The following is a 13,844-nucleotide window of genomic DNA, read 5'->3' as shown; positions in this document are numbered from 1 at the left end:
GAACCTTTAGCGCATAGACATTGCCCACTCACACCTTATTCAGGCATGTTCTGGCCAAGGTGTAAGTGGGCAAACAAGCGTCTGAGCGTAGAGCTACACCTGACTAGCACAACCAAAGACCCTCGAGAAAAAAGCGCTCAGAGCGCCTCAGTAGCGTCCAATGGTTTCCAGAAGAGAAGCAATTTTACTGCAGCTTGTTGATTTAACAGCCTAATGCTATAAGTCGGATAGGGTAGTCGGACTACCAGGGAAAATGCACTGTTGAGCATCCGAGATAGATGTATCAGCGCATTTCTAACTCGGGCAGTGGTTTAAGCCGGCTAACAGAATCATCCTGATTAGCTATATATGCCCCCGTAACGGAGCTCAAATGACCAACTTAGCTGTCAGGTTAATCCTTGCCCTCGCGCTTGCGGTATTCTCTTACCAGGTCAGGGCGGCCGAGAAAGCGGTAATCCGCATCGCAATGCCGGAAGATTTTTATCCTTTCTATGCCGTGGACAGGGACGGTACACCAGGCGGTGCTTCTTACGAGATCGCTGAAGCGGTTTTAGAGAAGCTCGGGTACGAGGCTCAGGTTACCCAATATTCAGACATGCGTGGTGCCCTGCAATCGATGGCAGCGGGGAGCCAGGATATGATGGTCAACCTCACCTCCACACCGGAGCGCGATAAATTAGCCCTGTTTACCTCGACTCCCCATATCTACGAAACCCAGGATCTCATCGCACGGGCGGACAGTCCCATTGAATATAACGGACGTCTGCTCAGCATTGCCCAGTTCAAGATAGGTGTTAACTACGGCTGGACCTATGGGCCGGAGTTTGATTCCACCCATTACCTCACTAAAGCTCCAGTGCTTGATTCGGTTGCCCAGCTAAAGGGGCTGTTATCGGGCACCTTCGATCTCGCCATCAACAACCAGCAGTACTTTCTCAGCAGCGCCGATAGGCTCGGCGTTAGAAGCGCATTCAAAGTACTCACACCTTCAGTTCATGTACTGCCGGTTAATCTCGCCGTCTCGCGTCGTATGCCAAATGCCGAAGCGTTCAGGGATCAGTTGGAACAGCAGGTCCGCCAATATATCACTACACCTGACTACCGTCTGATTCTAAGGAAATATGGCTTTGTTCTGCCCGCGGAGGCTGCGCAATGATAAAACGCGTCTTTAAAAGTACTCTGCTGCCATTCATTGTTATCTCATCTCTGTTTCTCGTCCTCTCGCCACAAGGTGTTGTCGCCACAGACGAAACCTCGCAGGACGAGCAAAGTGCGGCCAACCTTGCCCAGCTAACCGAATCTCTGCTGTTTCAGGATGAAATTCTGACGGGCGCGATGACCACCTACGTCTACTCAGGTAACGAACAGTGGCTGAACAGGTACAGGATCGCGGTTACTCGTTTCGACGATACGCTCAGCCAGATCCGTGCCCTTGCGCCGGAAGAAGCTGAAAGCCAGCTCGAGCTGATCAACGCCTTCAATGAGTCGCTGGTCGATCTGGAGATGCGGGCTGAAACCTATATGGCGGCTGGAGATGTGCAGCAAGCCAAGGCGGTACTGGACTCACCGGATTACGAGCGCAATAAGCAGTCACTGATCGATTCGATAAACCTGCTCAGCGATATGGTTGCAAAGCGGGATGAAACGCAGATCGTCAGCGTCCTCTCGAAGAGCCTATCCAGCGACAGGGCAGTTAATTTAACCGCGGAAGAAAAGGCATGGATTGAGTCCAGTCCTCGGGTCTTGGTTGGTAAAGAAGATAGTTGGCCACCCTTTAACTATATTGATCGTGAAGGTGATTATGTCGGTATCACCATCGATTTTCTCGACGTCATCGCCGAGAAAACAGGTCTCCAGTTCGAATACTCAGAACCGGCCAGCTACAGCAAACTGCACTCCATGCTCAAGGAGCGTGAGATCGATCTGGTAGCCGCTGCCTATTTTTCTGCTGATCGCAGCCAGTACGCGCTTCATACCCCCAGCTATCTGGTGTTGAAAGAGTTTGTTTACGCCAAGGACGGAACAAATATTCGCAGTATGAGCGACCTGAACGGAAAGCGACTGGTGATTCCTTCAGGTTACGCGACGATCGATATCGTCAAAGAGAGGATGCCCGGAATTCAGGTCATCGAAGCTGATTCAATCCTCGATGCCATCGAGATGGTGCTGGCCGGTCAGGCTGACGCCACCATGGATTCCCAAAGTGTTGTCGAATATTTCCTGAGGGAAAACGCACTGTCGGGCTTTAGCTCCTTCCCAAGCAATTTGGGTAACAACCCGCTACGCATGCTGGTGACCGGAGATAAGCCGTTACTGCATAGCATCCTTACCAAGGGGATAGCCTCAATCAGCCAGGATGAACGGATGGAGATACTTTCCGCCTGGTTGAATCCCGGCCAGGAGTTGGATGCCGCCGATCCATTGTCACAACTTGAGCTGAATTCGGAAGAACAGGGCTGGCTGCTGGAACACCCGATCATAACTTTTGGTTCCGATCCAGACTGGGCGCCCTTCGAATTTATCGATGCCGAGGGTAATTATTCAGGTATCGTCGCGGACTATGCTGCTCTGATCAGCGACCAGCTGGGCATAAAACTTGAGCTGGTCCCCGAGAAGGTCTGGGCGGACGTCGTGGAAAAGGCCAAGCAGCGAGAGATAGATATCCTGCCGGGCATGGCCCCAACCGAAAGCCGGCGTGAATTTTTCAATTTTACCGATTCCTACCTGCGTATTCCATCCGTCATCATTGCACGGGAGGAGAACTCCGAATCGTTCAGCAATATGGCTTCGCTGGCAGGCGCGCAGCTCGGTGTTGTAGAAAGTTATGCCAGCACCGAGTGGGCGAAAAGCAACTACCCCAACATCAAATTTGTAGCCGTTCCGTCTCTGAAGGACGGGCTGCTCGCGGTGTCTGAAGGCAACCTGGATGCGATGCTGGCGAACCAGTACTCCGCACTGGATCTCGTTAGTGACTATGCGTTATCAGACCTGCAGGTGGCGTTCAGAACCGACTACCACTACGAGCTGAGTATCGCAGTGCGCAAAGACTGGCCGGAACTGATCGGAATTCTCAATAAAGCGATCGATACCGTCACACCGGCACAGCGTGATGCGATCCGAAATCGATGGCTCAATATCGGTCTCGGCGATGCCGGCACTTCGCCTGCGGCTTCTCAGAACCAGCAGTTGCCGGTGATCCAGTTTGTGGTGATTACGATCGGGCTTGCGATTATTCTAATCGGTATCGTCTGGTACCTGGCACGCAAAGCGGAAGGCGCTCTTTCCCTCTACCAGTCCAGTCGATTACGGCTGTTTGGCATACTGGCGCTGTCTTCGATCCTGGTAGTCGTTCTAGGTCTTACCTGGCACTCGCTCGAACGAGAGGAACAGGTCGCGCGTCAGCGGGCGGGGCAATCCCTGAATACCATGCTCAACGCCACTCATGAAATGCTGCAGTTCTGGGTGAATGGCCGACTTAGGCTTATCACCTTGATTGCAAGGGAAGAGGGGCTCGAAACGCTTTTAACTACCTGGGAAATTGAATCGGGACAGGAAGAACCAAGCCCCTCTAGTAACAGCCTTCAGGCACTGCTCGATCAACACAATCTGGGCGACAGCAACTGGAAATTCTCCATGGTCCTGACCGATGGCTCGCCTGTTTATAACGGTGCCCCATCGGTAAAGCACCTGATGAGCACGCTCAAAGAGCGAGTCTTCCAGGGTGAAGTCGTCTTCATACGGCCGACCTTCAACCCGGTCAGTGAACAGGTCGAAATCTATTTCGCGGCGCCCGTACTCGATTACGTTGGCCGTCCGGTAGGTGCAGTCGTAGCCACGGCGGATCCAGCACATGTGTTCTCTGAAATACTCTCGCGCGGCACCACCGGCAAAACGGGCGAAACCTATGCTGTTGACGCTTCGGGCCTGATGCTCAGCGAGAGCCGCTTCACAGAAGATCTGATCTCCCAGGGTGTCATCCCTGAAGGCGGCCGGACAGCGCTTACCCTGCGCATTTCCAACCCGCCGCAGCGGGTTGCTGCTCCTACAGACCCGTTCGACAAATCATTACTGACGCCAGCAGCCCGCGGGATCTCCAGGGGGGAAAGCGGTATAGACACCCAGGGCTTCCTTGATTACCGCAATGACAGGGTGCTCAGTGCATGGCACTGGGTGCCTGAGCTCGGCATGGGCCTGATTACAGAAATCGATGAGTCCGAGGCCCTGGAAGCGCATATCATCTCGCGGAATACGCTGTATGCGTTGTTGGGTGCAACCCTGTTTCTGTCATTGAGCCTGATGGGTATCAACACCTGGATCGGCGACCGTGCCACACGCTCACTGGTTCGCGCCCGTGATGAGCTGGAAGACAAGGTGGAAGAACGTACCCTGGAGCTCAGCAAGAGCAAGGATCAGTTCAAAAAGCTGCTGGAATCCGCGCCAGACCCGATGGTCGTCGCTAACGCCGAAGGCGGCGTGGTCATGGTGAACAAGCGTGCAGAGGAACTCTTCGGGTACGCTTGGCGGGAGCTTTACGGTCAGGCAGTAGAGATGCTGGTATCGGCTGAATATCGTAAAAGCTACCGCGACTACTGCCACTCTTCAGTCGATTCGGCAGGCAGTGCCGGAGGTGGTACGAGCAATGAGTTACTCGCGCTCACCAAGGCCGGAAACAAGGTTCCGGTCGAGATCAGCTTGAGCCCGATAGAGTCTGAAGAGGGGACACTGATCGCAACGTCTCTGCGCGATATCTCTGAGCGCCGCAAGGCGGAAAGAGCACTGGCCGACTCAAGAAAGCTGTTGCAGTCCGTTTTGGACAACTCTCCGGCACTGATTTATATGAAAGACCCGGAAGGTCGGTACGTCCTGGTCAACAAAGTCTGGGAGCGGGTCGCCCAGTGCGAAAACGGCGCTGCACTGGGTAAAACCGATTACGATATTCATGCCAAAGATGTGGCTGATCGTTTTCACCAGACCGACCTTCAGGCGATCGATCAGGGCGATACGGTGCAGCTCGAGGAAACCGTTCGTAACCCGGACGGTAGCATCAGCACCTACATCTCGTTCAAGTTTCCTGTATTTGATACCGATGGTGAGCTGTTCGCACTGGGCGGTATCTCAACCGATATTACCGAACTGGTGATAGCTCGCGAACAGGCCTACGATGCAAACCGCGCCAAGAGCGAGTTCCTGGCGAACATGTCCCATGAGATTCGTACGCCGATGAACGCAATTATCGGCATGAGTTACCTCGCCCTGCAGACTGAATTAAGCCCGCGCCAGGAGGACTACCTTAACAAGATTAACTCCGCAGCCAATGCGTTGCTGGGGATCATCAACGACATCCTGGATTTCTCCAAGATTGAAGCCGGTAAACTGGAACTTGAGAACATCCCATTCAACCTGGACGAAACGATCAGCAACCTGACCAGCCTGATGAACGTCAAGGTGCAGGAGAAAGGGCTCGAGCTGCTGATCGCAACCGACAAAGATGTCCCCAGGGGCCTTAACGGCGATCCTCTGCGACTGGGCCAGATACTGATAAACCTGGTCAACAACGCCGTCAAGTTCACCGATACCGGTGAGATCGTTATCAAAATCGGCAACAAATCCCTCGCCGATGATAAGGTCACACTGCAGTTTGCCGTCTCCGATACCGGCATAGGTATGACGCCTGAGCAGGTCGGCAACCTGTTCCAGTCATTCAGTCAGGCCGATGCCTCCACCACCCGTAAATACGGTGGTACCGGCCTTGGCCTGAGCATCTGTAAACAGCTGACGCAGATGATGGGCGGCGATATCTGGGTAGAAAGCGTCGCGGGTGAGGGCAGCACCTTCCTGTTTACAGTACAGATGGACGTGAACCCCGATGCGGACACGCTCAAAGTCGAGCCCGAGCCCGATCTGCGCGGCCTGCCGGTGCTGATCGTCGATGACAGCCCTGCGGCCAGGGAGATCATCAAGCAGGCGGCGGAGTCACTGACATTCGACCCAGTGATCGCAGCTTCCGGTCCTGAGGCTCTCGAGCTTATCAGCAAGCATGATGAGCGGGGTTATCCGTTCAGCATCGTATACCTGGACTGGAAAATGCCACGTATGGACGGCATCGAGATGAACAACACCCTGCGCAAGCTCTCTCTCAAGGCGCCACCCAAGGTGATCATGACTACCTCTTACGACACCAATGAGATGCTGCGCAAGGTCGGAAACTCGGTGGACGGTGTATTGGCCAAACCGGTCTCTGCATCCTCCATGCTGGATGCCGCGATGCTGGCTCTTGGGCGCGAAACCCGCAGCGGGGGGGCCGACAAGTCGGACTCAAGCGCTGAATCTATCGCAATCTCGGTATCCGGCGCCGATATCCTGCTGGTGGAAGATAACGAGATCAACCAGCAGGTCGCCACCGAGCTCCTCGAGCGCGCCGGCATGAAAGTGGATATCGCCGAAAACGGCCAAATCGCGGTTGATAAAATTAATGCTCAGGATTACGACATTGTCTTGATGGATCTGCAGATGCCGGTGATGGACGGATTTGAAGCGTCAACGGCCATTAGAAAAGATCAGCGCTTCGATGAACTCCCCATCGTCGCAATGACGGCTAACGCCATGGCGGGTGATAAGGAGCGTTGCCTGGCCGCAGGCATGCAGGATCATGTGGCGAAGCCGATCGAGCCCGCCGCGCTGTACCATGCGCTGGTGCGCTGGATAAAGCCGCGGGAGGGGCTTGGCAAGGTGGCGCTGGCAGCGCGGAAAGAAGCGACGGTTCAGGCAGAGCTTAGCCTGCCTGAAGTCGAGGGGCTGGATACCGAAGTGGGCCTTGCCAGGCTCGGCGGCAACCGAAAGCTCTACCGTGACCTGATTCGCCGGTTTATAAAAGATCAAAAGAGCGCCGCCACCGAGATCCGGGCAGCTCTTGATGCAGAGGACAGCGCGCTCGCCGAACGACTGGCGCACACCACCAAGGGCGTCGCCGGTAATCTGGGTGCCACCGGAATACAGGAATCTGCCCAACAGCTCGAACACGCCATCAACAAGCAGGATCTGGCACAGGCAGAGAGACTGCTGCCCGGATTCACAGCCACACTCGACGCAATGATGGAAGCACTGGACGCCTTCGAAGCGGCTGAGGCCGCAGCGTTCGAAACGCAAACCAGTGGAACCGGCGCTTCCTCTGCGGAAACCCGGGCGGTTTTGGCCCGGCTGCAGGGTCTGCTTGAAGAGGACGACGGCGATGCTGAGGAGTACTTCATCGACAATCAGCCGTTACTCAAACAGTCGCTGGCTTCCGAACATGTCGCCGAGCTCGGCGATCATATCGAGAACTTCGATTTCGAAGCCGCTCTGAAGGTTATGGCGCAGATTAACAACGACCTGCAGCAGCAAATATCGATGCCCGACCTGTCGGGCTTGCTTGCGCTCCTAGAGGATGATGATGGAGAGGCCGCTGATCTGTTTGAGGAGCTGAAACCCTCGCTCCAGAGCGCCCTCGACAAGGCGGTGCTCGATGAATTGGAAGAGGCGATAGAAAACTTTGATTTTGAACTGGCAGCCAAGGTTGTCCGTGAATCCTGTTTAACTGATTCAGAATCCCAAGGATGAGTTATGAGTGATAGTGACCAGAAAACAGTGCTGTTGGTTGATGATGCTCCGGCTAATATCAAGGTGCTGAATACGGCTTTAAAAGAGATGTACCGGACCAAAGTGGCCACCAGCGGTGAAAAAGCACTGGAGATCGCCGCGCGGGACCCCAAACCCGACCTGATCCTGCTCGACATCATGATGCCGGGAATGGACGGCTTCGAAGTGTGCGAAAAGCTGAAGGCTTCGCCGGAAACCCAGCATATTCCTGTGATCTTCCTAAGCGGTAAGAACAACCCGGGCGATCGCTCCCGCGGTTTGGCGCTGGGTGCCATCGATTTCCTGGAGAAGCCGATCGATGTAACCATGGTGTGTATCTGGGTGACCGAACACCTTAACAGCATCAAACCGGAAGCAGACTAAACCCGGCGACAGACAGGGGAAGGGCCATGAATGACAAAAAGACCATCCTGATAGTTGATGATACGCCGGCCAATGTCTCGCTGATGAATAACATCCTCAAGGACCGGTACAAAACCAAGATCGCCACCAGCGGTGAAAAAGCACTGAAAATCGCCCAGTCCGATACGCCACCGGACCTGATCCTGCTCGATATCATGATGCCGGACATGGATGGTTACGAGGTGTGCGAAACACTGAAGGCAGACCCGCAGACGGCTGATATTCCGGTGGTCTTTTTAACGGCCAAGGTCAGTGTGGAGGACGAAACCCATGGCCTCTCGCTGGGCGCCGTGGACTATATCACCAAGCCGATCAGCCCGCCGATCGTGCTGGAGCGGGTAAAAAACCACCTCACGCTGAAAGAAGCCCGGGACGTCCTCAAGCATCAGAACCAGATTCTCGAAGACAGGGTACAGGACCGCACCAAAAAGCTCGGCGAGCTTCAGGATGTGGCTATGGAGGCGATGGGTGCGCTGGCAGAGTCCAGAGATCCGGAAACCGGTAACCATATCCGCCGCACCCAGCTCTACGTCAAACTGCTGGCGGAGGAGCTCTGCGACCACCCACGCTTTCAAGATTTCCTGACCCCGGAACATATCACCCTGCTGTTCAAGGCGGCACCGCTGCACGATATCGGCAAGGTCGGTGTGCCCGATGCGATTCTTCTGAAGCCCGGCAAGCTGACCGATGAAGAGTTTGAAAAAATGAAGCTGCATACGGTCTACGGCCGTGATGCGTTGGTAGCCGCCGAGAAGAAGCTCTCCGAGCCCAGCGATTTCCTCACCATCGCCAAGGAGATCGCCTACTCGCACCAGGAAAAATGGGATGGCTCGGGTTATCCGGAAGGGCTGGCAGGCGAAGAGATTCCATTCTCCGCCCGGCTCATGGCGATAGCCGATGTCTACGATGCGCTGATCAGCCGGCGAGTTTACAAGCCACCCTTTCCACACGAAAAGGCGGTGTCGATCATGACCGAGGGTCGCGGCTCCCATTTCGATCCCGATATGCTGGATGCCTTTCTGAAGATCTCTGAAGAGTGCCGGGCTGTTGCTGAGACCTACGCTGATTCGGAGGAAGATGTTCGTAAAAACCAGTAACAGGACGAGCCCAGCATTAACGAAACAAGTAACGACAGAAGTAACGACAGGATTATCAAAATGGAAGTGCAGAAGACGATTCTGATCGTTGACGATACACCGGCTAACGTCTCGCTGTTAAATGAGATTCTTAAGCCCTATTTCAAAACCAAAATCGCCACCTCCGGCGAGAAAGCACTGAAACTGGCCCGTGCCAAACTCAGGCCCGATCTGATCCTGCTGGATATCATGATGCCGGAGATGGATGGCTATACTGTCTGCAAGACGCTTAAAAGCGCATCCCGAACCCGCGAAATTCCGATCATATTTGTCACTGCTCTGGGCGAGGTGAAAGACGAAACCAAAGGGCTGAAGCTGGGCGCCGTGGATTACATTATCAAGCCGTTCAGTCCTCCCGTCGTCCTCGCCAGGGTCCGCACACATCTGGAGCTAAGCGAGACGCGGGAGAAACTATCAGACTCGCTGCAGAAGACTCTGCTCGGCAGCGTGCGGATTCTGACCGACCTTCTTGCGGTATCCAATCCCGAGGCATTTTCCCGCGCATTGAGGCTCAAAAGCATCGTTCATGACCTGGCGGCCCGTCTGGGTACTAAGGAAGCCTGGAAATACGAGGTCGCAGCGAGCCTGAGCCAGCTGGGCTGCATGTTTTTGCCGCCCGAACTGATGCACAAGATAAACAACAACCTGCCGCTGTCGGAAAGTGAATTGGCGCTGTACCGCACCTACCCGCAACGAAGCTGCGAGCTGTTGTTAAACATCCCGCACCTGGAAGAGAGCGCTGAAATCATCCGCCGACTCAAGCTGTTTGAAAGTGTGGAACTGTTCGATTTCCGTGGCGATACCCTGGTGGGTAACGCCTTGCTGCAGGGCGCGATCTACTTCGATGAGCAGCTCGGTCAGGGCGAGGACCCCGAAGAAATTATCACGGCCATGCGCCCGCACTTCCCCGCACAGATGCTGACCTCGCTGGAGCAGATTAACGCCAGCGCGCAGGATGACGCACCAGCAGCGATAGCACTGAAAGACCTGGAGGCAGGAATGGTGCTTGCCGAAGATCTAGTCTCAGACACCGGCTCAGTGATTGTGCCCAAGGGCACGACACTGACCGATGCGATTGTGCGCAAGCTGAAGTCCAGCTGGCGAGAACGTCTGCACGACCAGATTCGCGTCCGGTGCGAGGCATAGAGTCTAAAACTCTGTAGCGAAATAAGCGCGAGAAGGGCGGTTTTGTTCGTTGATACGGCGCAGCGGGTGGATTGTAAGTCGCCAGTATGGGGCGGGTGGGCCAGACAGTATTGAACTATCCAACCCGTTGCTCAACCCGTTGCCCGTTAAACCGGATGGGCCCACATATCGTATTCGTCGGCCTCTTCAACCTCCACCATCAGGCGCTCACCCGGTTTCAGGTGGGTCTGGTTGTCGAGAAAGACCTGACCGTCGATCTCGGGTGCGTCAGCCTTTGAACGGCAGACAGCGCCCTCTGCTACAACTTCATCAACGATAACTTCGATGGTTTTGCCTACCTTCTGCTGCAGTTTGGCGGCGCTGATACGCTGCTGTACTTCCATGAACCTTTCCCAGCGCTCCTGTTTGACCGCCTCATCAACAGGGTTTGGTAGATCGTTGGCGCCGGCACCCTCGACCGGGGAGTATTTGAAGCAGCCCACGCGATCAAGCTGCGCCTCTTCGAGGAAATCGAGCAGGATCTGGAAATCATCCTCTGTTTCGCCCGGGAAACCGACAATGAAGGTTGATCTCAGCGTGATATCGGGACACTGTTCGCGCCATTTTGCGATACGGTGCAGCACCTTTTCCGCATGAGCCGGGCGGCGCATGTTTTTCAGTACCGCCGGTGACGCGTGCTGGAACGGGATATCGAGATAGGGAAGGATTTTGCCCTCCGCCATCAACGGGATGATCTCATCCACGTGAGGGTAAGGGTAAACATAATGCAGACGCACCCAGATACCGAGTTTGCCAAGCTCCTCGCACAGCTCCTTCATCCGGGTCTTGACCGGTTGTCCATCCCAGAAATCGAGTTTGTATTTGGTGTCAACGCCGTAGGCGCTGGTGTCCTGGGAGATAACCAGCAGTTCCTGCACACCGTTTTCCGCCAGCCGACGCGCTTCGCTCAACACATCGCCGATCGGGCGGCTGACCAGATCGCCCCGGAACGACGGGATGATGCAGAAGGTGCAGCGATGGTTACAGCCCTCGGATATTTTAAGATAGGCAAAGTGGCGCGGTGTCAGCTTGATACCGGTGTCCGGCACCAGACTGGTAAACGGATCATGAGCAGGGCGGGGTGCCACCTGGTGCACCTGGGTCATCACCTGGTCGTATTGGTGCGGGCCGCTGACCGCCAGCACCTTGGGGTGTACCTCGCGGATCAGGTCCTCTTTGGCCCCCAGACATCCGGTAACGATCACCTTGCCGTTTTCCTGCAACGCCTCGCCGATGCTGTCGAGGGATTCCTGCACGGCACTGTCGATAAACCCGCAGGTATTTACAAGCACTACGTCGGCACCGTCGTAGGAAGGGCTGATTTCATAACCCTCGGAGCGAAGCTGGGTGAGAATGCGCTCGGAATCAACGGTGTTCTTGGGGCAGCCCAGGCTGACAAAGCCGACTTTCGGTGTGCTCATACGCAAGTGACCTAAATAACAGGAAGATCTGCGGATTCTAACGGAAGATCAAATTTTGCGCGATATGGCCTGGGCAGCTCGCAAAATCGTGATAATATCGTGCCTTAATACATACTATTTGATACGTACGGTGTATTTATGGCACAAGCAGGCAGTACACGAGAGAAAGTCTTTACGGCTGCCGATACACTGCTTGAGCAGGGAATTCGCCCTACTCAACAGGCCGTCAGAGAACAGATCGGCAGCGGCAGCCTCACCACGATCAATAAGGCGCTGAACGACTGGTGGAAGGGGCTGGGTGAGCGCATCACCCGGCAGCAGCAGCACCCCGAACTGCCAGAGCCGGTACTCAACATTGCCAACCAGCTTTGGGACAGGGCGCTCGCCTATGCGGAAAACCGCTTTGAAGAGCAGCGGCAGACTCTACTGCAGCGTGAAGCGGAACTCAAAGGTCAGGTTGCCAAGAGTGAACAGGGCGGCCAGCAGGCGCTGCACGACCTTCAGTCACAAAACGGCCGCTTGCTGGATCGCTGTGAAACGCTCGCCAATGAAAAGCATGAGCTTGAGCACAAACTGCTGAAAGCCGATGAGCAGACCTACCGCCTGACCCAGCAACTTGATGAGGCTAATGCCAAGCTGCGCCAACAGGAACAGATAGGTGGTGCAGACCAGGGGGGCGAGGCATTGATAGAGGCGCGGGTAAGGCTGAGTATCCAGGAAGAGGAGTTGGCCCGGCTGCGTGGACGCAATGAAGAGCTCAACAGGGAAAATGCGATGCTGCGTCAGCAGCTGCAAAAGCACGCCTGATATTAATTTTTAACTCTAACTCAGAATCGTATCGGATTGATTATTATGGAACATCAGATCGATATACGTAGTGAGCAGGAAGAGATTACCGCCATCGTCAGGATGGCTCACAGCGGCGATACCATCGCCTGCCGTCGAGAGTCACAGTTCGAAATCTGCAAGCGCGCACTGGTTGAAGCCAAGCTTGTCGGCATCACCATTCAACTGCTCGACGATGACGGCTACATCATTCGCCAGACCTCGAGCAAGAAGCGCTCCCAGGTCAATGGTCCCACGTTCAATGATCGGCAACTGGCCGTCATCAAGGCACTGGAGAAAGTGCTGGCGCACTGCAAAAAAGAGGGCATATCCCTGATCGGTTACAGTGATGAGCTGGTGGCCTTGCCGACCAGCATCGCCGGCACTGACCTGGCTTCAGCCTACGCGATAGATGTTTACACCTCAGGCTGTTACCGTGGCGCTGACGGTATTGATTCGTTGCTCACCCAGTGACTAGAATCGCCTGAAGAACTGACCGCAGCCCCGGTCCGTTTCTCACACCTGTATTAAGAGAGCACGATGAGCAACCCGATCCGCGTACTTCTGGTAGACGATCATTCGATCGTTCGTTTTGGATACCAGCAGCTGCTGACCCGTTCAAACGATATCGAAGTGATCGCAGAAGCCGAGAACTGCGCCGATGCGCTGCAGTGTTATCGCAAACTGGCGCCGGATGTGGTGATTCTCGACCTGTCGATGCCGATGGACAGTGACTCCGAAGAGATTCAGTCCACGGCAGGCGGGCTTGAAGCGATACGACGGATCCGCAGTCATGATTCCAGTGCCCGCATCCTGGTAGTTACCGGACTCGATTCCAACCCCTATCCGCAACGTGCAGTGCAGGCTGGTGTTCAGGGCTACGTCACCAAACGCAATGCCTCATCGGAGCTGCGTCAGGCGGTTCTCAACATCTCAATTGGTCGCACATTTTACTCTAAATCAATCTCTCATCTTATTGATTGTGAAGAGGAAAAATACGAGGACAACCAGCTATCCCAACTGACTGCACGGGAGCTGGAAATCTTTTCGATGATTGCAGAAGGGCACAGCGTTAACGGCATTGCCGACTTGATGCACCTGAGTCCGAAGACAGTTCATGCCCACCGCTCCAATCTCATGCGCAAGCTGGATATCTCCTCATCCGCCGAAATCATCCATATTGCGATGCGGGCCGGCATCCTGCAGACCTGATGCACTCCCGGGCCGTTCAGGCTTATAC

9 protein-coding genes are annotated in these 13,844 nt (G+C 55.0%); 8 read left to right on the top strand and 1 reads right to left on the bottom strand.

The genetic code is table 11. The features are described from left to right. Positions 1-370 precede the first annotated feature (370 nt). Genes ACQUQP_RS11570 through ACQUQP_RS11550 form a run of 5 tightly spaced genes read left to right on the top strand, consistent with a single transcriptional unit; the run spans position 371 to position 10,319 of the window. Complete coding sequence (locus ACQUQP_RS11570) at positions 371-1,156, top strand: substrate-binding periplasmic protein (RefSeq protein ID WP_432695186.1); 786 nt, start codon at positions 371-373, stop codon at positions 1,154-1,156. Then, a complete protein-coding gene (locus ACQUQP_RS11565) occupies positions 1,153-7,596 on the top strand; it encodes a response regulator (protein WP_432695185.1) in 6,444 nt (2,147 codons plus the stop codon). Before ACQUQP_RS11570 ends, ACQUQP_RS11565 begins: the two co-directional genes overlap by 4 nt. Before the next feature lie 3 nt (positions 7,597-7,599). Further along, complete coding sequence (locus ACQUQP_RS11560) at positions 7,600-7,998, top strand: response regulator (protein ID WP_432695184.1); 399 nt, start codon at positions 7,600-7,602, stop codon at positions 7,996-7,998. A 26-nt stretch (positions 7,999-8,024) separates the two neighbouring features. Beyond that, positions 8,025-9,134: an HD domain-containing phosphohydrolase gene (locus tag ACQUQP_RS11555; RefSeq protein WP_432695183.1), complete on the top strand. Its 1,110-nt coding sequence runs from the start codon at positions 8,025-8,027 to the stop codon at positions 9,132-9,134. Positions 9,135-9,194: 60 nt separating this feature from the next. Continuing rightward, on the top strand, positions 9,195-10,319 hold the full coding sequence (locus ACQUQP_RS11550) for a response regulator (RefSeq protein WP_432695182.1): 1,125 nt from the start codon (positions 9,195-9,197) through the stop codon (positions 10,317-10,319). Positions 10,320-10,465: 146 nt separating this feature from the next. Here the strand turns inward: ACQUQP_RS11550 and rimO are convergent, their stop codons facing one another. After that, positions 10,466-11,779 carry a 30S ribosomal protein S12 methylthiotransferase RimO gene (gene rimO, locus ACQUQP_RS11545; protein ID WP_432695181.1) on the bottom strand — a complete coding sequence of 438 codons (1,314 nt, stop codon included), beginning with the start codon at positions 11,777-11,779 and terminating at the stop codon, positions 10,466-10,468. 138 nt (positions 11,780-11,917) lie between these two features. Here rimO and ACQUQP_RS11540 point away from each other — a divergent pair, with 138 nt between their 5' ends. The 3 genes from ACQUQP_RS11540 to ACQUQP_RS11530 all read left to right on the top strand — a co-directional run bounded on the left by ACQUQP_RS11540 (position 11,918) and on the right by ACQUQP_RS11530 (position 13,816). Then, positions 11,918-12,586: a DNA-binding protein gene (locus ACQUQP_RS11540; RefSeq protein ID WP_432695180.1), complete on the top strand. Its 669-nt coding sequence runs from the start codon at positions 11,918-11,920 to the stop codon at positions 12,584-12,586. A gap of 45 nt (positions 12,587-12,631) precedes the next feature. Continuing rightward, the gene (locus ACQUQP_RS11535) at positions 12,632-13,078 is read left to right on the top strand and encodes a response regulator (RefSeq protein WP_432695179.1); all 447 of its coding nucleotides are present in this window, start codon (positions 12,632-12,634) and stop codon (positions 13,076-13,078) included. A gap of 66 nt (positions 13,079-13,144) precedes the next feature. Continuing rightward, positions 13,145-13,816, top strand: a complete 672-nt coding sequence (locus ACQUQP_RS11530) for a response regulator (protein ID WP_432695178.1) — start codon at positions 13,145-13,147, stop codon at positions 13,814-13,816. Positions 13,817-13,844 lie beyond the last annotated feature (28 nt).

This window comes from Marinobacterium sp. YM272 (assembly GCF_050908845.1).
In the GTDB taxonomy this organism is placed as follows: Bacteria; Pseudomonadota; Gammaproteobacteria; order Pseudomonadales; family Balneatricaceae; genus Marinobacterium_D.
Note: the sequence above shows the minus strand (reverse complement) of the source record. Positions and strands in the feature narration are given on the sequence as shown.

Bases quoted from the DNA above. Each gene is read 5' to 3' on its own strand.
- ACQUQP_RS11535 (WP_432695179.1), top strand. From the start codon at position 12,632: ATGGAACATCAGATCGATATACGTAGTGAGCAGGAAGAGATTACCGCC.
- ACQUQP_RS11540 (WP_432695180.1), top strand. From the start codon at position 11,918: ATGGCACAAGCAGGCAGTACACGAGAGAAAGTCTTTACGGCTGCCGAT.
- ACQUQP_RS11530 (WP_432695178.1), top strand. From the start codon at position 13,145: ATGAGCAACCCGATCCGCGTACTTCTGGTAGACGATCATTCGATCGTT.
- ACQUQP_RS11560 (WP_432695184.1), top strand. From the start codon at position 7,600: ATGAGTGATAGTGACCAGAAAACAGTGCTGTTGGTTGATGATGCTCCG.
- ACQUQP_RS11565 (WP_432695185.1), top strand. From the start codon at position 1,153: ATGATAAAACGCGTCTTTAAAAGTACTCTGCTGCCATTCATTGTTATC.
- ACQUQP_RS11550 (WP_432695182.1), top strand. From the start codon at position 9,195: ATGGAAGTGCAGAAGACGATTCTGATCGTTGACGATACACCGGCTAAC.
- rimO (WP_432695181.1), bottom strand. From the start codon at position 11,779: ATGAGCACACCGAAAGTCGGCTTTGTCAGCCTGGGCTGCCCCAAGAAC.
- ACQUQP_RS11555 (WP_432695183.1), top strand. From the start codon at position 8,025: ATGAATGACAAAAAGACCATCCTGATAGTTGATGATACGCCGGCCAAT.
- ACQUQP_RS11570 (WP_432695186.1), top strand. From the start codon at position 371: ATGACCAACTTAGCTGTCAGGTTAATCCTTGCCCTCGCGCTTGCGGTA.